This is a genomic window from Amycolatopsis thermoflava N1165 (assembly GCF_000473265.1).
In the GTDB taxonomy this organism is placed as follows: domain Bacteria; phylum Actinomycetota; class Actinomycetes; order Mycobacteriales; family Pseudonocardiaceae; genus Amycolatopsis_E; species Amycolatopsis_E thermoflava.
Genome location: NZ_KI421511.1, coordinates 397,103 through 413,218 on the forward strand (window position 1 = coordinate 397,103; position 16,116 = coordinate 413,218).

Sequence of the window (16,116 nt, forward strand, 5' to 3'; positions counted from 1 at the left end):
CGCAGCCCGGGGCCGTGATGGCCTCCCGGGCTTTTCTCCCGCCGTGGAACGGTTCCGCATCCGGTGCGGACCGCCTGCGTCTCTCGGACCAGACCCACCCGGCGGTGGCGGAACCCTAGACGCGCCCCGCAACTGGTGCGGGTCGTGGAACAGTGCACCCGGCAGCGGTGTCACCGCCGCTTCGCCGGCGTTAACGTGGCGTATCGGTGATCGTTTCGCGGAGGCGGATCAGGTCATGCGGGGTTAACCCGGCTCGCGGTCGTCGACCGGGTCGTGCCGGTCGAGAGCAAGAGAAGAATCGCTCGAACAGCGGTTTCTTCCCCGTCGATTGCGCCGACAGTGTGCAGATTCCGCCGGTATGTCACGGCTCGCGACAAGTGGTCCTTGTTGTTCACTCAATGAGCGGGCAGACGCAGACCGCACCCGGCTGGTGTCTTTGATGAGTAACCGAATCTGGCACTGGGGGATCCTTGGAAATCCGGGAAGCAATACAGAAGCTGTTCGACCCGGGCGCGGTCACCTTCCATTCGACTCCGAGCCTGGCGGGCAAGGTCACAAAACATGCTGCCAAACTCGACAAGGAACGCGTCGAGCAGCAGAAACCGCGCCAAGTGCGCAAGCCGGCCCTGATTCCGGTGCCGGCGGACGAGCACCGGGGTTCGATGACAATCGCTCCGTGGGAGCTGCTGCACACGCTCGGGCGGGCGACCGTACTCGCCGGCCAAGGTTCGTCACGCGCTCTTTCCCAGCACTGGAGCTGTTTGAAGTACATCACGACCTTGCACAAGAACTACCAGGGCCGGCTGGAACTGACGGATGACGGACGGGATCCGCGGTACCACCGGAAGTCGGTTCAGGCGGAGGATCTGGGAATAGCCTTCGCTCTCGCTGCGGCACTGCGCATCGTTACCCGGCGGCACCCCGGCTTCCATTTCGAGATCGTGGATGCCGACGTGGCGCTCGAAGCCGGATGGGCGTTGCGTGGAGCGGAAGTCCGAGCGCGTGAGTCCACTCGCCTGCGGCCGGACTACTTCCTGGTTGGATCGAAGCTGGGCGAGCCCGTCCGGCTGGTCACCGTGGAATGCAAGGGTTCCCACGGCAAACCGGAGGCCCAGCACGGTCAGCTTGCCAAAGCCGCGGCGCAGGTGCACGCGGTGGTCATCGGTTCAGACGGAGGCGAGCCCGCGCCACCGCCCAGTCTCCTGATGGCGACCGCGTTGGCGGGGGCCGGCGGGATCGAGATGCGGATCCTCGACCCCGAGGGAGACGGTGAACTCGTCGTCCCGGGTGATCGGGCGCCTCGACTCAACGGTCCCGTGGAGCAGTTGAACCAGATGGCGGCGATTCCCGTGGCGTCCGACGACGACACGATCGAGACGAGGCCGGGGTTCTTCATCCCGCCGTCCCGCACCGAGTGGTTTTCCCGGGTTCTCAAGCGGACTGCCGCGGCAAGTCTGTTGACATTCGCCGGTGACCGTGGTGCTGCTCGTTCTTTGCTGACGAGGCGCCAGCAGCAACGACTGGGGTCGGAATTCGAGCGCCCGGGTACCAGCGACGACTTCGACACCGAAATCACTCTCGGCGATCTGCGACTCGTGGGGACCGATCAAGTGTTCCGGTTCGACAAGCAGCGTGTGGAAGTGTTCTCGGGAACGACCTTCGGGCTGTACCGTCTGCTCCGCGAACAGGATCTCAGTGGCTACGAGCAGGCGCTACCGGAAATGGTGGGGATGTGGCGCGAGCGGGAACGGCAGGCGCGGGACGAGTGGAAAGGCGTCATCTTCATGGACGAGGACGGAGCTGTCATGGGGCTTCGCGTGATGAGCGATCGGAACCGGCCCCTCTCCTGACAGGACGTCTGCGATGAGGATGCTCGACGAGTACCAGGGTCTGGTGGACGCGCCGCTGCCGCAGGTGCGCGATCTCGTGCTGCGCACCGCCTTCACCACCTCGGCCACACCGTTGCGGGTCAGCAGAAACCAGGCGGGTGGATCGAGGCGCGTGGGCAGTGATGGTGCGGGCGCGTCGACCTGCACGAGCACGCCGCCGGGGCGGTGGCTCGTGCCCTTCACCGTCGCGCGTGGGCATCGAGGCCGCTGGGTGCGCTGCTCGCCGATCGGCCCGCTCACTCCGTCGGCGTGCCGATCCGGAGCCGGTGGCTGTCGGGGTCGCGCAGCTCGGTCTCACGCGCCCACGGAGCCTCCGCCAGCGGCACGCCGGACGAGGCGGCGATGGCCTCCGCATCACGCAACCGCAGGTAGACCATCGTCGCAGAGCGCGGCGAGCCGTCAGCCCCCGTACGGCTTGGTGATGATCTCCAGCCGGTGCCCGTTCGGGTCGTTCCAGTACACGCCGCGGCCGCCGTCGTGGTGGTTGATGCGGCCCGGTTCGCGGCCGAACGGGTCCGCCCAGTACTCCAGCCCGCGTGAGGTGATCCGCTCGAAGATGCTGTCGAACTCCGCGTCGCTCACCAGGAAGGCGTAGTGCTGGGGGCGCACCGGCTCGTCGGTGCCGACCACGTCCAGCGACACCTCGTTCGAGGTCTGCACCACCAGGAACGGGCCGTACGGCACCGGGTCGGGCAGCCCGAGGATCTCCGTCAGGAACTTCGCCGTCGCCTCCCGGTCCCGGGCCTCGACGATCGTGTGGTTGAGCTGGACGGCCATGGCCTGCTCCTTTCCCCGCAGAAACTGCTGCCTCCCACTGTAGGTCGCCGATAGGCTCGCGGGATGACCGTCGAACACAGCGCCGTGCTCGCCCTGCACTGGCAGGTCAACGTCATCAAACCGGAGGGCTTCTTCGGCGGCATGCTCGCCGCGCCCGTCGAGCGCAGCGGGGTCGTCGCCCGCGCGGTCCGGTTCCACGAGTGGGCCGCCGGCGCCGGCATCCCGGTCTACTTCACCCGCTTCACGATCCCCGAGGACGAGGGCAGGCTCGTGCGCAACACCGCGTTCATGACCGCCGTCGGCCAAGCACAGGAGCAGTTCCGGCCCGACGCGGCCGGCACCCAGCTCATCCCCGAGATGACCCACCTCGCCAAGCCCGACCGCGTCGCCGACAACCAGAAACTCTCCGGGCTCGCCGGCAACGACCTCGCCGCCCGCCTCGGCGACGCCGGCATCACCACGCTGTACGTCACCGGCGTGGCCACCAACCTGACCGTCGAGCAGACCGCCCGCCACGCCACCGACCTCGGGTTCGTCGTCCACCCGGTGAGCGACTGCGTGGCCGCCGCCGACGAGACCGTGCACCTGGCCTCACTGGCCAACCTCGACCTCGCCACCGCAGGCTGCCGCAGTGCCGCCGAGATCACCGCCGGCTAGCGCGGTCACGTCCGCCTCCGTCCGCGGCCTTCGCCCAGGAGCCGCTGCACCGGGCCGGGAAGTTCCCGCCCGGAGCGCAGCACCCGCGCGGCGGCTGGTGGAGTGCGGGTCAGAACTCGTCGCCGCTGGACAGTTCCTTCTCGAACGCGTCCGCCTGCGCGACGACCGACAGCAGCGGCCGCTCGAACTCCTCCCGCAGGTGCAGCGACGTCAGCGGCACAGTGTGCTTGATCAGCGCCACCCCGTCCACGATCGCGGCGCCACCGACCGACGAGCCGCCGGCCAGTTCGAGCAGGCGGCGCAGGTCGATCTTGTCGGCCCAGCCCACGGCCGAGGAGATCTCGGCCCACTCGGCGCCGTCGACGTCGGGCAGGTGGTGCACGGTGACCTGCTGGGTGCGGCCGCCGTCGGTGTCCAGGCGGAAGCGCAGCCAGTGCTCGCTCTCCTCCAGCACCTCGTACCGGATGCGTACGTAGTTGATGACGTCCGTCCAGATGGTCACGGGCGCCAGCTTAGCCAGAAGGCTCAGCTCTTGTGCGCGCGCGCCGCGGCGAAGCAGTACACGCCGAACGCCGCCAGCCCGATCGCCACCACGGCCAGCAGCACGACGCCGTAGGGCTGGGCCGCGAGCGTACGGAGCGCTTTGTCGACCCCGCCCGCCTGGCCGGCGTCCGAGCGCAGCGCGGCGTACCCGAGCAGGCCGCCGATGATCGCGTACACCACGCCCTTGGCGACGTACCCGGCCGAGCCGAGCCACTCGACCGACCTGCGGGCGCCGGTCGGCAGGTCCGGCAGGTCCAGGTCCTCGAGGAAGCTGCGCTTGAACCCCTTGACCGCCGCGGCGACGCCGACCGCGACCACCGCCGCCCCGGCGACCGCCACGAGCGCCTGCCCGGCGGGCAGCTGGAGCAGCCGCGCGGTGAACTCCTGCTGCGGCTGGTTGCCGCCGGCCGAGCCGCTGCCCGTCGCGAGCCGGATCGCGGTGTAGGCCAGGGCCAGGACCACGACACCCCGCGCCGCGGACCCGACGCGCTTGCGCATCCGCTTGCCGCGCTTGGGCACCCAGGTGTAGCCGCGGGCGGCCATCATGAACTGCCACCCCCCGAACGCGATCAGCCCGATCGCCAGCAGCCACAGCACCACCTGGCCGGCCGCGGTGGACCCGACCTCCTGCAGCGCGCCCTTCTGGTCGGCCTCCTTGCCGCCGTCCCCCGAGGCGACGCGGAGCGCCAGGTAGGCGACCACCAGGTGGACCAGACCCCAGCAGACCATGCCCGCGCGCCCGGCGGCCTGTGCCGCGGAACGGCCGCGCACCCGCGTGGCCAAACCGGCGTTGCTCGTCATCCGGTGCACCTCCTCCTCGCTCGATCGGGTGTACCCCGGAGGTGTCGCGGTTAAGCCGGGCGCAACACCGCGAGAGCGGCGGCGAGCACGAGCGCGCCGGGTACGAGCAGGCCGAGCGTGCCGCTGCTGAAGGCGATTGCGGTGACCAGGACCGCCGCGGCCGCGACCGCCGGGACCTTCGAGCGCGTGTACCAGGCCAGCACGCCCAGCCCGAGCGCGGCGGTGACCGGGTCGACGGCCTCGGCCGCCGCGCCGAACAGGTAGGCGGCCAGGGTGAGGCACACCAGGCAGGCGGCCGTCGCGACGCGCCGCCCCGGCCCGAGGCGGAAGCCGGCCCACACCCCGGCCACGGCGCCGAGCACCGCGAGCGGGGCGCCCAGCGCGGTGGTCAGGAACTGCGCGTCGGTCGCCTTCGCCAGCGCGGTGACCGCGGTGCTGAGCAGGATCACCGCGGCCCCGGCGCCGAGCACCAGCGCGATCCGGAGCGGCGGCAGCCTGTCCCGCGCGGCGAACCAGCCGAGCGCGCCCAGGAACGCCAGGGCGACGACCACCTGCCACGGCTTGCCCCACTCCCACACCGGCTCCGGCCGGTAGGGGGCGTAGGCGTACAGGGTCTGCACCAGCGGGTCGCGGCCGGCCGGCGCGTAGGCGAACCAGGCGCTGTGTTCGGTGAGATCCCACGCGGCGGCGCCGAGCAGCAGGAAACCCAGCAGCGCCAACGGAAACCACGCCGAACGTCGATCCCCAGTCACGCGGCCGCAGGCTACCCGCCCGCGGGACGGGAACCCCCGGGGGCCTCTCGAGGAACGCGGTGGTGTGCGGGGGCGTGGGTGGCCCGGACTCGCGGTGGCTTCCGGCGGGCTGTGCGTACTTCCTCGGGGTTGCCGCCGTGGCGGCCAGGTGCTCGAACCGCCCCGGCACGATCCCTGACACCGCGGGGGTGACCCGAAGCTCACCCGTCGCGGACGAGGACCGCGGATCGCGTGGCGGCGACAGTGGGGGAGTGCGTGCCGACGTGGGAGGCCCGATATGTGTCGCTGGCTGGCGTATTCCGGTTCGCCCGTGCGCCTCGACGAGCTCCTCTACAAGCCCGCGAACTCGCTCGTCCTGCAGAGCAAGCACTCGCGCCTTGGTGCGGAAACCACCAACGGGGACGGGTTCGGTGTCGGGTGGTACGGCAACGTGCCGACTCCGGGGGTGTTCCTGAGCACCGAACCCGCCTGGAACGACCGCAACCTCCGCGAGATCGCGGCGCAGCTCGAATCCGGGCACGTGTTCGCGCACATCCGCGCATCGACCGGATCGGCGGTGCAGAAGACGAACTGCCATCCGTTCCGCCACGGCCGCTGGCTGTGGATGCACAACGGGCTCATCGCCGGGTTTCCCGCCGTGCGACGCGAGCTCACCCTGGCCGTCGACCCGCTGGTCTTCCCGGAGATCCAGGGGTCCACGGACTCGGAGATCCTGTTCTACCTCGCCGTGACCTTCGGCCTGGAGGACGATCCGGTCGCCGCGGTGGCCCGGGCGGTCGGACTGGTCGAGGAGGTGGGCCGGCGCCACTCGGTGGTGAACCCGATCCAGATGACGGTCGCCACGACCGACGGGGAAACCACGTGGGCGTTCCGGTATTCCAGCGAGGCCCGGTCGAGGTCGCTGTTCCACAGCGTCGACGTGTCCACGCTCCGGCACCAGTATCCGGACAACCCGGCGCTGCACGTGCTGTCCGACGACGCGCGGCTCGTGGTGTCCGAGCCGCTGGGCGACCTGCGTGGGGCGTGGCGGGAGGTGCCCGAATCCACCTGCATCGTCGTCCACGGCGGCCGCGAAGAGCTGCGCCCGTTCACCCCGGTGGCCCCTGCGGCAGCGGCCGCGGACAGCGTCCGTTGAGCGGGGCCTCGCGGCCGGTGCGGACGCGGGCCCGGGCGCGTGGCCGGCGTCAGCCGACGGCCACCCCGAGCACCTCGAGGAACGCGGCGGCCGCGGGGGTCAGCCCGGCCGTGCTCCACACCAGGTGCTCGATCCGCGCGGGGGCGTCGGTGACGGGCACGGTGGCCACGCCCGCCAGGGCGGGCGCGTAGGTCGACGGCAGCATCGCCACACCCAGGCCTTCCCGCACGAGGCCGGCCATCAGGTCCGCCGTCGTCACCTCGAAGGCCACGTTCCGGGTCAGCCCCGCGGCGGCGAAGGCCTGGTCGGACTGGGTGCGGCCGGGGGAGCCTTCCGGAAAGTCGACGAACTCCTCGCCGGCCAGGGTGCGCAGGTCGGTCTCCGCGCGGGCGGCCAGCGGGTGCTCCGGCGCGACGATGGCGACGTGCCGGTCCCGCGCCAGTTCGTGCGCCCGCACGCCCTCGGGCCGCGCCGTGAGCGGCAGACCGAGGAACGCCAGGTCCAGCGCGCCCTGCCGCACCTGCTCGACCAGTTCGTGGCTGGCCGCCATCCGCAGGCGGACCCGCACCTGCGGGTAGCGCCGCCGGAACTCGTGCAGCGCGGCAGGCAGGTCGACCGCCGCGACCGTCGGGATCACCCCGACGCTCAGCCGCCCGCGCACCTCGCCGACCGCGGCCGCCACCTCCGCCGCCGCACGCTCGGCGAAGTCCAGGCACTGCCGCGCCGCGGGCAGGAAAGCCGCGCCCGCCGCGGTCAGCCGTACCCGGCGGCTGGTGCGGTCGAACAGGCGCGCACCCAGCTCCCGCTCCAGGCGGGCGATCTGGTGGCTGAGCGCCGACTGCACCACGAGGCACCGTTGCGCCGCGCGGTTGAAGCTGCCCGTTTCGGCCACCGCGACGACGTAGCGCATCTGCTGAAGTTCCACGGATCTATCGTGCCTCACGATGGATCACTTGACGAACATGTGTTGGACTCATCGATCACGCGCGCCAAGACTGGAACCGTGAAACTCCGCGATACCGCACTGGCCGCCTTCGCGCCCGTGGTCTGGGGCTCGACCTACGTCGTCACCACCGAACTGCTGCCGCCCGCGCACCCGATGTTCGCGGGCCTGCTCCGGGCGCTGCCCGCGGGCCTGATCGCCCTCGCCGTCACCCGGACGCTGCCGCGCGGCGCCTGGTGGTGGAAGGCCGCCGCGCTCGGCGTGCTCAACATCGGCCTGTTCTTCCCGCTGCTGTTCGTCGCCGCTGAACGGCTCCCCGGCGGGGTCGCGGCGACCCTGGGCGCGACGCAGCCGCTGGTCGTGGCCGTGCTCGCCGTCGCGGTGCTGCGGGAAAGCCCGTCGGCGTGGCGGTTCGCCTGGGGCGTGACCGGCGTCGTCGGGGTAGGCCTGGTCGTGCTCGGCCCGGCCGCCGGCTTCGACGTGGCCGGGGTCGTGGCCGGCCTGGGCGGCGCGGCGACCATGGCGCTGGGCGTCACGCTCACCAAGAAGTGGGGCCGCCCCGCCGGTGTCGGCCCGACCGCGTTCGCCGCCTGGCAGCTCACCGCGGGCGGGCTGTTCCTGGTGCCGGTGACGTTCCTGGTCGAGGGCGCGCCGCCCGCGGTCGACCTGCCCGCCGTGCTCGGCTACCTGTGGCTCGGGCTCGTCGGCGGGCTGCTGGCGTACGTGCTGTGGTTCCGCGGGATCACCCGGCTGCCGGTCACCTCGGTCGCGGTGCTCGCCCTGCTGTCGCCGATGGTCGCCGCGCTGCTCGGGGTCGTCGTCCTGGGGCAGACGCTCGGGGCGGTCCAGCTGACCGGCTTCGCGCTCGCCCTAGCGGCCATCGTCGCCGGGCAACGGCCTGCCGCGCCGCTGCGACCGGTGAAGACGGGTGTCCGATGAGGACCGCGGCCGGCGGTCACGGGCGGGAGTGCAGGTCCGCCAGCACGGCCGCGGCCGCGCGGCGGCCGGACACCAGCGCGCCCTGGATGGAGCTGGTGTTCCGGTGGTCGCCGCACACGTAGCGGCCCGGCGCGAGCCGCACCGGCTGCCGTAGCGGGTGGCCGGCCGGCATGACCGGCAGCGCCCGCGCGATCGCGTAGGTCTCCACCAGCTCCCAGTCCGTCGTCGACGTGTCGTAGACCTGCGCGAGGGTGGTGCGCACGTGCGGCTCCAGCTCGTTGCCGGTGTCGCAGCGTTCCGGCACCGACGCGGCGACCAGCGTCTGCCCCGGCGGCGCGTACCCCGGGGCGACGGCGCTGATCACCGCGGTGTTGACCAGCAGCTCGCCGCTGTCGGTGAGCAGCGTCGGTTGCCGCAGCGGCGGGCGGCCGCTCGTCCGGTAGTAGTAGGTCGTCACCGCGTGCCAGTCCGGCTCGGGCACGCCCAGCAGGACCTCGGGCGCGGCCACCACGACCGCCTTCGCCCGCACCTCGCCGCGGTCGGTCGTGACGCCGTCGCCGGAGATCCCGGTCACCCGCACTCCACATCGGACGGTCCCGGGCATCAGGTCGCGGGCGAGCAGGTGCGGCAGCGCGCCCATCCCGGACGCGGGCAACGCGCCACCGCCACGCAGGAAGCTCCGCCACACCAGGTGGAAGGCCCTGGCGGAGGTCCGCAGTGGACGGTCCAGGAAGACCCCGGCGAGGAACGGCCGCATCACCTCGTCGACCGTTCGCGCGCTGACCCCGCGGCGGGCCAGGTCCTCGGCGATCGTTGAATCCTCGCCCGCCTCGAGCCGGCGGGCCGGCGCGAGCACGTCCCGCGCCGACATCGCCAGCAGAGCCGCGACATCCCGCGGCCGTCCGGCGCCGAAGGCGAGCAGGTCCCGCGCCGCGTTCCGGTGCCGCCACGGCGGCGCGAGCGCCTGCCCGTCCGCGACCACCCCCCGCGTGAAGTGCTGTAGCCGCAACTCCTCGACGTCGACCATCTCGCGCACCGCCGGGTAGGCAGGCAGCAGCACCTGGAACCCGCGGTCGAGGCGGAAACCGTCGACCACGTCGGTGCGCACCCGGCCGCCGATGTCGTCCTCGGCCTCGCACACCAGCACGTGCAGCCCGGCGCGCTGCAGGGTCCGGGCCGCGGCGAGCCCGGCCAGCCCCGCGCCGACCACGACCACCTCGGCCCACTCCACCATGTCCGCCCTCCCTCGGACCCGGGACTACCACGGACCGCAGGGGCGCAACCCTCGCCTGCGAAGGTCGGCACCAGACTGGGCTCAGCGAGCGGCCAGGACCGCCGCGAGGCCGTCGCGCAGGTCCTGGACGAAGTACCCGGGAACCTCCAGCGACGGGAAATGTCCCCCGCGTTCCGGCGAGCGCCACCGGACGATCTGCCGGTACCGCTCCTGCGCCCACGGGCGCGGGCACTTCTCGATGTCGCGCGGGTACATCGTGATCGCCGACGGGACGTCGACCCGGAGTTCCGGATCCAGCGAGTTGTGGCTCTCGTAGTAGATGCGGGCCGCCGACGCGCCCGTCCGCGTCAGCCAGTACAGGGTCACGTCGTCCAGGACCCGGTCCCGGGAGATCGTCTCGAACGGGCTGTCCTCGGTGTCCGACCACTCGGCGAACTTGTCGAGGATCCAGGCGAGCAGCCCGACCGGCGAGTCGACGAGCGAGTAGCCGATGGTCTGCGGCCGGGTCGCCTGCTGCTTCGCGTACGCCGCGCGGTGGCGCCAGAAGTGCCGGGTGTCCTCGGCCCACTTGCGCTCGGCCGCCGTCAGCCCGTCCGTGCTCAGCCCGGGCGGCCCCTCCGCGAAGGTGCTGTGGATGCCGAGCACGTGTTCGGGGAACCGCCCGCCGAGGACCGTGGTGATGTTGCCGCCCCAGTCCCCGCCGTGGGCGAGGAACTCGCGGTAGCCGAGCCGGCCCATCAGCTCCACCCAGGCGGCCGCGATCTTCTCGGTGCCCCACCCGGTGGTGGCCGGCTTGTCGCTGTAGCCGAACCCGGGCAGCGACGGGACCACGACGTGGAACGCCGGCGCGGTCGCGTCCGCCGGATCGGCCAGTTCGTCCACCACGTCGACGAACTCGGCGACGCTGCCCGGCCAGCCGTGGGTCAGGATCAGCGGAGTGGCGTCCGCGCGGGCGGACCGGCGGTGCAGGAAGTGGATCCCCAGGTCGTCGATGGTCGTGCGGAACTGGCCGATCTCGTCGAGGCGCTTCTCGAACCACCGCCAGTCGTAGCCGGTGCGCCAGTAGTGCACGAGCTCGACGAGGTCGGCAAGGGGAACCCCCTGCTCCCATCGGCGTCGGGCCGTTTCGGGCTCGGGTAGCCGCGCCGCGGCCAGTCGCGCGCGCAGATCGTCGAGCTCGGCGTCGGTCGTGTGGGTTTCGAATGCGTGCACGTCGCTGCCGGGCATGAGCCCTCCTCCATCGGCGAACCGGCTAAGACGGTTCTAACACCTCGCTCCGGGGGTGCGCAACCGGCTAAGGTGGTTCCATGCCTGCTGGGTTTCCCGAATTCCGCCTCGGTAGCGTGCTGGCGATCAGCTTCACGGGGACGTTGTCGGAGCGTCACGGCGAGCCCGTGGAGCGCATCCCCACGCCGCAGCGGCTCGTCGACTGGCTGGCGGTGTACGGCCTCGCCGTGGACTCCTGCACCCCCGCCCAGCTGGAACTCGCCAAAGAACTGCGGGAAGCGATCCACGCCGCCGCGACGGCAGCCGCGATCCACGAAGCCCTCCCCGCCGCCGCGGTTGCGGTCATCAACGACTGCAGCGTCCGGGGCCGGGCGGCGGCTGTGCTGACCCCCGAGGGGGAGCGGCGGTGGCGGCTCAGCTCGCCGTCGGCCGTGGAAGACGCGCTCGGCGTGATCGCCGACGACGCGATCAGCATCATCGCCGGTGAGCGAGACGGCAGGCTGGCCCTGTGCGCGTCGCCGACCTGCCAGGCGGCGTTCTTCGACACCAGCCAGAGCCGCACGCGCAAGTGGTGTGACATGAACACGTGCGGGAACCGTCAGAAGAAGGCGCGCTTCAACGCCAAGCGCACCGCGAGCTGACCGTCACCGGCTTTCCGCCGCCATCCGCAGCCCGAGGGCGACCAGGACGGTGCCGCTGATCGCGTCGAGCCTGCGGCGCACCGCGGGCCGGCGGAACCAGCCGCCCGCCCGGCCGACCGCGGCCGCCAGCGCCAGGTACAGCACGGTCTCCAGGGCCACCTGGAACACGGCGAGCAGCGCGGTCGTGCCGAACAAGGGCCGCCCGTCGGGCACGAACTGCGGGTAGAACGCGATCATGAACGCGGCCAGTTTCGGGTTCGCCAGCATGACGATGACGCCCTCGGCGAACGCCTTGGCCCAGCCGTTGGCCGACGCCGCGGAAGGTTCGTCAGCGGGCTCGGCCGGGCGCCAGGCCGACCGCCACGCCTTGACCCCCAGGTAGATCAGGAACGCGGCGCCGACGACACGCAGCACGAGGAACGCGACCTCCGACGCGGCGACCAGTGCTGCCAGCCCTGCCGCGGCGAACAACGCCCACGCGTAAAGACCGGCCTCGAGGCCGAGCACGGTCGGCACTGCCCCGCGGAACCCCCGCACCGCCGCCCGGCGCAGGATCAGGGCCATCGCCGGCCCCGGCGAGGCCGAAATCAGGACCACGGCCAGGGCGAAGGCGGGCAGCACCGCGAGGAGATCTATGCCCGGCATCCTGCCCACGGCGCGACCGCGGTTTCAAACGAAATCCGGAGCGGGGCGGCGCGACCGTGATCGCCGCCGGCGGGCCGGCGTGGCACCGCCAGGCGCGCGGCCGAATCCCGCGTGGGCGTCGGGAAGGCCCGTCGTGCCGCACTGCATCCTGGCGCGCACATCGACTGCGCGTCCCTTGGCGCGGCGCGGTCGTCAGTCCAGCTCGTCGAGCGCCGCCACGGCTTCCCATCGCGCGCCCAGCGTGTTCAGCAGCCCCGCGACGTCGACATCGCCCGAATCCGCACCGAGCAGCGCCTTGTCCAGGCGGCGCGCCCGGCGGTTCACCTGAGTGAGCACCGCCGAGCCCTCCTCGGTGAGCGACAGGAGCTTGCGGCGCGCGTCGCGCGGCGACTCGACCCGCCGGATGAGGCCGCGCTGTTCGAGCCTGCGGCACAGGTCCGCCATCGTGGACGTGTCCAGGGCGACCGCCCCGGCCAGGGAACTCTGGTCGCTCCCGGGGTAGGCGCGCACGGCGGAGAGGACCGCGAACTGGGGACCGGTCAGCACCGGATCCACGTGGCGGTTCCACGCGGCGAGGTAGGCCTGGTACATGCGGCGGGCGCCGTAGCCGGGGGCGGCCAGGAGATCCGGGGGCGGCGCCGGTGTGACGGCCGGGGCTCCCCGGCCGCGTCGGCCTGCCCGCACTGGCTCACCCATCAAGACCCTCCCCATGACTCCAGGCTCGCGGCTTCCCGTGATCCTACGTGTCCGGACTATTGCGCTCGTGTTGCAGTCCTGCTTCTCGCCCGCGAACTCTTGCGTATCCGGATAATACGTGTTCGGATTATAGGCGGAGGTGGTCAACGATGGACCAGAACCTGTTCAACGACATCTGCTTGCGCCAGCTGACGTTCTCCGGGGTGCACGAGGGCGAGACCGTGGTCGTGCTGACCCGTGGCGGCGAGCGAGCCGAGTACGCCGACGCCTTCCTGTGGGCCGCCCAGCAGCTGGGCGCCGCGACCTACCACATGCGACTGCCCTCGCCGGCCAGCGCGTCCGGCGCGTGGGCGGTGGGCGACTCCGGGCTCGGGAACATTCCCCGCGCGGTCGAGGCGCTCAAGGACGTGGACATGGTCGTCGACTGCACGTTCCTGCTGTTCAGCAAGGAACAGTTCGCGATCCAGGAAGCCGGCACCCGCATCCTCACCGCCGTCGAGCCGCCCGAGCTGCTGGCCCGCCTCATGCCCACCAAGGAACTCCGCGAGCGGGTGGAGATCGGCGCCGAGCTGCTCGCCAAGGCGAGCACCATGCGGATCACCAGCCCGGCGGGCACCGACGTCACCTACCGGCTCGGCATGTACCCGACCATGTCGGAGTACGGCTACACCGACACCCCCGGCCGCTGGGACCACTGGCCCGCCGCGTTCGTGTTCACCGGCGGCGCCGACGACGGCGTCGACGGCAAGATCGTGCTCTCGCCCGGCGACGTGCTGCTGCCGTTCAACACCTACGTCCAGACCCCGGTGGAGATCACCATCGAGGAGGGTTTCATCCGCGACATCCGCGGCGGCGCCGGATCGTCCGGTTTGGACGCCGACCTGCTGCGCTCCTACATCGAAAGCTTCCACGACCCCCGCGGCTACGGGATGAGCCACGTGGGCTGGGGCCTGGACGAACGCGCCCACTGGCACGGCCTGACCCAGTTCCCCGGCGGCATGGGCATGGAGCTGCGCAGCTTCTACGGCAACGTGATGTTCTCCATCGGTCCCAACAACGAGCTCGGCGGCCCCAACGACACGCCGTGCCACTTCGACATCCCCATGCGCGGCAACTCGCTCTACCTCGACGACGAGCTGATCGTCGACGCAGGCGAGCTGACCGTCAAGGAAATGCGCCCGGCGGAGAAGCGATGACCGACCACCACATCGGGATGATCGTCCCCAGCTCGAACCTCACCATGGAGACCGAGCTGCCGCGGATGCTGCGCGCCCGTGAGGAGGCCGAGCCGGGGGACCGGTTCGTCTTCCACTCCGCGCGCGCCCGGATGCAGCACGTCGACCCGGAGCAGCTGCGCGCGATGAACGCCCAGGCCGGGCGCGCGGCGGCCGAGCTCGCCGACGCCCGCCCGGACGTGGTCGCCACCGCGTGCCTGGTGGCGATCATGGCCCAGGGACCCGGCTACCACTGCACCGCCGAGGACGACATCACCCGCGTCCTGCGCGCCGAGGGCTCCGCCGCTCCGGTGGTGTCCAGCGCGGGTGCGCTGCTGTCCGGCATCGCCGCGCTCGGCGCGCGCAAGATCTCGATCATCACGCCCTACCTGAAGCCGCTCACGAAGGCGGTGGCCGACTACCTCGAGGACGCCGGGGTCGAGGTGGTCGATGCGCTGTCGCTGGAGGTGCCGGACAACCTCGCCGTCGCGCGGCTTGACCCGGCCGACCTGCGCGAGCACTACCGCAAGCTCGATCTGTCCGGAGTGGACGCACTGGTGCTGTCGGCGTGCGTGCAAATGCCGTCGCTGCCGTCGATCCAGCCCGTCGAGGACGAGATCGGGCTCCCGGTCCTGTCGGCGGCCACCGCGACCACGTACCGGATCCTGACCGAACTCGGACTGGAGCCGCGCGTGCCCGGCGCCGGGCGGCTGCTCGCGGGCACGAGCGACGAGACGAGGAGGCCGGCATGAGCGCGAGCCAGTCGTTCGAAGTCGTCGTCGTCGGCGGCGGCCTGGGCGGCCTGTGCGCGGCGTTGTCGCTGCGGCAACGGGGACTGCGGGTCACCGTGGTCGAAGCGGCGCCGCAACTCGGCGAGATCGGCGCGGGCATCCAGACCGCCCCCAACGCCAGCCGCATCCTCATCGGACTGGGGCTGCGCCCCCAGCTGGAGCGGGTGCGCACCGAGCCGCAGGACCAGGTCCGCCGCCGGTGGGCCGACGGCAGCATCATCGCCCAGCTGCCGCTGGGACAGCGGGTCACCGACACCTACGGCGCCCCGTACTGGCACTACCACCGCGCCGACCTGCACGGCGTGCTGCTGGACGCGTGCGTGGACCCGGACGGCCACGGCCCGGTGGTGCGGGTCGCGACCGGCGCGCGGGTCGTCGAGCTGGACCGCGCCCAGCCGGAACGCCCGGCCGTGATCACCGCCGACGGCCGCCGCTTCACCGGCGACGTGGTGATCGGCGCCGACGGCATCCGCTCCGCCGTCCGGGACCTCGCCGGGTTCGACGACACCCTGGTGTTCTCCGGCGAAATGGCCTACCGCGCCCTGATCCCCGGCGACCTGGTCGCCCAGGACCCGGCCACCCGGTTCCTCGTCGACCGCTACCACTCCACGATCTGGTACGGCCCGGACAAGCACCTCGTGCACTACATGATCCGCGGCGGCCAGTACCTCAACGTGGTCGCGATCGTGCCGTGCAGCGAGACGATCGAACGGGAGTGGAGCGGTCCGGCGACCGCCGCCGAGCTCGCGGCGGAGTACCAGGACTGGGACGATCGGGTCCCGACGGTGTTGTCGAAGGCCAAGGACGAGGACGTGTCGGTGTGGGCCATGTACCGGCGCCGGCGTGACCCGGTATGGGTGGACGGGCGGGTCGCCCTGCTCGGCGACGCCTGCCACGCCATGCTGCCCTACCAGGCGCAGGGCGCCTCCCAGGCGATGGAGGATGCCGCGGTGCTCGCCGAGGAACTGGGACGTGTCACCCGCGACGGGATCGACGGCGCCCTGATCCGCTACGTCGACCGGCGCGCCAAGCACGCGGGGATGGTCCAGGACGCCTCCCTGCAGAACATGAGCTTCTACCACCTCCCCGACGGCCCCGAGCAGCGCGAGCGCGACGAGAAGCTGCGCCGGTTCGACGGCGAGTCCGACGTGTCCTACGACTGGCTCTGGAACGGCAGCCCGCTCACCGATCCGGACACCGAGTCCATCCACTACCAGTTCGCGCGCTGAGGC

18 protein-coding genes and 1 riboswitch are annotated in these 16,116 nt (G+C 71.9%); of the genes, 8 read left to right on the forward strand and 10 right to left on the reverse strand.

All coding sequences use genetic code 11. The features are described 5' to 3' along the window. Positions 1 to 20: 20 nt before the first annotated feature. Positions 21 to 130: riboswitch (guanidine-I (ykkC/yxkD leader) on the reverse strand. A gap of 340 nt (positions 131 to 470) precedes the next feature. Then, positions 471 to 1,850: a hypothetical protein gene (locus tag AMYTH_RS0101955; protein WP_027928889.1), complete on the forward strand. Its 1,380-nt coding sequence runs from the start codon at positions 471 to 473 to the stop codon at positions 1,848 to 1,850. 275 nt (positions 1,851 to 2,125) lie between these two features. Here AMYTH_RS0101955 and AMYTH_RS49410 read toward each other — a convergent pair whose 3' ends face one another. Beyond that, entirely contained in the window at positions 2,126 to 2,266 is a 141-nt protein-coding gene (locus AMYTH_RS49410; RefSeq protein WP_167344560.1) for a VOC family protein, read from the reverse strand. A 22-nt stretch (positions 2,267 to 2,288) separates the two neighbouring features. After that, the gene (locus AMYTH_RS0101965) at positions 2,289 to 2,666 is read right to left on the reverse strand and encodes a VOC family protein (RefSeq protein ID WP_027928890.1); all 378 of its coding nucleotides are present in this window, start codon (positions 2,664 to 2,666) and stop codon (positions 2,289 to 2,291) included. A 63-nt stretch (positions 2,667 to 2,729) separates the two neighbouring features. Here AMYTH_RS0101965 and AMYTH_RS0101970 point away from each other — a divergent pair, with 63 nt between their 5' ends. Continuing rightward, complete coding sequence (locus AMYTH_RS0101970; RefSeq protein ID WP_027928891.1) at positions 2,730 to 3,323, forward strand: cysteine hydrolase family protein; 594 nt, start codon at positions 2,730 to 2,732, stop codon at positions 3,321 to 3,323. Between the two features lie 109 nt (positions 3,324 to 3,432). On the opposite strand, the gene AMYTH_RS0101975 is transcribed toward AMYTH_RS0101970, so the two are convergent. The 3 genes from AMYTH_RS0101975 to AMYTH_RS0101985 are packed head-to-tail and all read right to left on the reverse strand — an operon-like array spanning position 3,433 to position 5,419. Continuing rightward, positions 3,433 to 3,825, reverse strand: coding sequence for a hypothetical protein (locus AMYTH_RS0101975; protein WP_026153953.1), 393 nt, complete (start codon positions 3,823 to 3,825; stop codon positions 3,433 to 3,435). Between the two features lie 23 nt (positions 3,826 to 3,848). Continuing rightward, the gene (locus AMYTH_RS0101980; RefSeq protein ID WP_051362460.1) at positions 3,849 to 4,667 is read right to left on the reverse strand and encodes a DUF1206 domain-containing protein; all 819 of its coding nucleotides are present in this window, start codon (positions 4,665 to 4,667) and stop codon (positions 3,849 to 3,851) included. A 50-nt stretch (positions 4,668 to 4,717) separates the two neighbouring features. Continuing rightward, on the reverse strand, positions 4,718 to 5,419 hold the full coding sequence (locus AMYTH_RS0101985) for a hypothetical protein (RefSeq protein ID WP_157360491.1): 702 nt from the start codon (positions 5,417 to 5,419) through the stop codon (positions 4,718 to 4,720). A gap of 310 nt (positions 5,420 to 5,729) precedes the next feature. Here AMYTH_RS0101985 and AMYTH_RS0101990 point away from each other — a divergent pair, with 310 nt between their 5' ends. Next, entirely contained in the window at positions 5,730 to 6,554 is an 825-nt protein-coding gene (locus AMYTH_RS0101990) for a class II glutamine amidotransferase (RefSeq protein ID WP_209440725.1), read from the forward strand. Between the two features lie 49 nt (positions 6,555 to 6,603). Here AMYTH_RS0101990 and AMYTH_RS0101995 read toward each other — a convergent pair whose 3' ends face one another. Continuing rightward, positions 6,604 to 7,479 (reverse strand): LysR family transcriptional regulator, encoded by an 876-nt coding sequence (locus AMYTH_RS0101995; RefSeq protein WP_027928895.1) that lies wholly within the window; start codon positions 7,477 to 7,479, stop codon positions 6,604 to 6,606. A gap of 78 nt (positions 7,480 to 7,557) precedes the next feature. Here AMYTH_RS0101995 and AMYTH_RS0102000 point away from each other — a divergent pair, with 78 nt between their 5' ends. After that, positions 7,558 to 8,436, forward strand: coding sequence for an EamA family transporter (locus AMYTH_RS0102000; protein WP_209440726.1), 879 nt, complete (start codon positions 7,558 to 7,560; stop codon positions 8,434 to 8,436). A 16-nt stretch (positions 8,437 to 8,452) separates the two neighbouring features. Here AMYTH_RS0102000 and AMYTH_RS0102005 read toward each other — a convergent pair whose 3' ends face one another. Beyond that, a complete protein-coding gene (locus tag AMYTH_RS0102005; protein WP_027928897.1) occupies positions 8,453 to 9,670 on the reverse strand; it encodes an NAD(P)/FAD-dependent oxidoreductase in 1,218 nt (405 codons plus the stop codon). 81 nt (positions 9,671 to 9,751) lie between these two features. After that, complete coding sequence (locus AMYTH_RS0102010) at positions 9,752 to 10,897, reverse strand: epoxide hydrolase family protein (protein ID WP_027928898.1); 1,146 nt, start codon at positions 10,895 to 10,897, stop codon at positions 9,752 to 9,754. Positions 10,898 to 10,977: 80 nt separating this feature from the next. Between AMYTH_RS0102010 and AMYTH_RS0102015 the strand changes: the two genes are divergently transcribed. Continuing rightward, positions 10,978 to 11,538, forward strand: a complete 561-nt coding sequence (locus AMYTH_RS0102015; RefSeq protein ID WP_027928899.1) for a CGNR zinc finger domain-containing protein — start codon at positions 10,978 to 10,980, stop codon at positions 11,536 to 11,538. Between the two features lie 3 nt (positions 11,539 to 11,541). Here the strand turns inward: AMYTH_RS0102015 and AMYTH_RS0102020 are convergent, their stop codons facing one another. Beyond that, complete coding sequence (locus AMYTH_RS0102020; RefSeq protein ID WP_228684537.1) at positions 11,542 to 12,183, reverse strand: LysE family translocator; 642 nt, start codon at positions 12,181 to 12,183, stop codon at positions 11,542 to 11,544. 192 nt (positions 12,184 to 12,375) lie between these two features. Continuing rightward, a complete protein-coding gene (locus AMYTH_RS0102025; protein WP_027928901.1) occupies positions 12,376 to 12,879 on the reverse strand; it encodes a MarR family winged helix-turn-helix transcriptional regulator in 504 nt (167 codons plus the stop codon). Positions 12,880 to 13,028: 149 nt separating this feature from the next. Between AMYTH_RS0102025 and AMYTH_RS0102030 the strand changes: the two genes are divergently transcribed. The 3 genes from AMYTH_RS0102030 to AMYTH_RS0102040 are packed head-to-tail and all read left to right on the forward strand — an operon-like array spanning position 13,029 to position 16,113. Then, the gene (locus tag AMYTH_RS0102030; RefSeq protein WP_027928902.1) at positions 13,029 to 14,075 is read left to right on the forward strand and encodes a M29 family metallopeptidase; all 1,047 of its coding nucleotides are present in this window, start codon (positions 13,029 to 13,031) and stop codon (positions 14,073 to 14,075) included. Then, positions 14,072 to 14,845 carry a maleate cis-trans isomerase family protein gene (locus AMYTH_RS0102035; protein WP_027928903.1) on the forward strand — a complete coding sequence of 258 codons (774 nt, stop codon included), beginning with the start codon at positions 14,072 to 14,074 and terminating at the stop codon, positions 14,843 to 14,845. Before AMYTH_RS0102030 ends, AMYTH_RS0102035 begins: the two co-directional genes overlap by 4 nt. Then, complete coding sequence (locus AMYTH_RS0102040) at positions 14,842 to 16,113, forward strand: FAD-dependent oxidoreductase (RefSeq protein ID WP_027928904.1); 1,272 nt, start codon at positions 14,842 to 14,844, stop codon at positions 16,111 to 16,113. Before AMYTH_RS0102035 ends, AMYTH_RS0102040 begins: the two co-directional genes overlap by 4 nt. The last annotated feature ends 3 nt before the right edge of the window (positions 16,114 to 16,116 follow it).

Coding starts and splice junctions, on each gene's coding strand:
- AMYTH_RS0102020 (WP_228684537.1), bottom strand. CDS start 12,183: ATGCCGGGCATAGATCTCCTCGCGGTGCTGCCCGCCTTCGCCCTGGCC.
- AMYTH_RS49410 (WP_167344560.1), bottom strand. CDS start 2,266: ATGGTCTACCTGCGGTTGCGTGATGCGGAGGCCATCGCCGCCTCGTCC.
- AMYTH_RS0102040 (WP_027928904.1), top strand. CDS start 14,842: ATGAGCGCGAGCCAGTCGTTCGAAGTCGTCGTCGTCGGCGGCGGCCTG.
- AMYTH_RS0102005 (WP_027928897.1), bottom strand. CDS start 9,670: ATGGTGGAGTGGGCCGAGGTGGTCGTGGTCGGCGCGGGGCTGGCCGGG.
- AMYTH_RS0101965 (WP_027928890.1), bottom strand. CDS start 2,666: ATGGCCGTCCAGCTCAACCACACGATCGTCGAGGCCCGGGACCGGGAG.
- AMYTH_RS0102035 (WP_027928903.1), top strand. CDS start 14,072: ATGACCGACCACCACATCGGGATGATCGTCCCCAGCTCGAACCTCACC.
- AMYTH_RS0102010 (WP_027928898.1), bottom strand. CDS start 10,897: ATGCCCGGCAGCGACGTGCACGCATTCGAAACCCACACGACCGACGCC.
- AMYTH_RS0102025 (WP_027928901.1), bottom strand. CDS start 12,879: ATGGGTGAGCCAGTGCGGGCAGGCCGACGCGGCCGGGGAGCCCCGGCC.
- AMYTH_RS0101970 (WP_027928891.1), top strand. CDS start 2,730: ATGACCGTCGAACACAGCGCCGTGCTCGCCCTGCACTGGCAGGTCAAC.
- AMYTH_RS0101980 (WP_051362460.1), bottom strand. CDS start 4,667: ATGACGAGCAACGCCGGTTTGGCCACGCGGGTGCGCGGCCGTTCCGCG.
- AMYTH_RS0102015 (WP_027928899.1), top strand. CDS start 10,978: ATGCCTGCTGGGTTTCCCGAATTCCGCCTCGGTAGCGTGCTGGCGATC.
- AMYTH_RS0102030 (WP_027928902.1), top strand. CDS start 13,029: ATGGACCAGAACCTGTTCAACGACATCTGCTTGCGCCAGCTGACGTTC.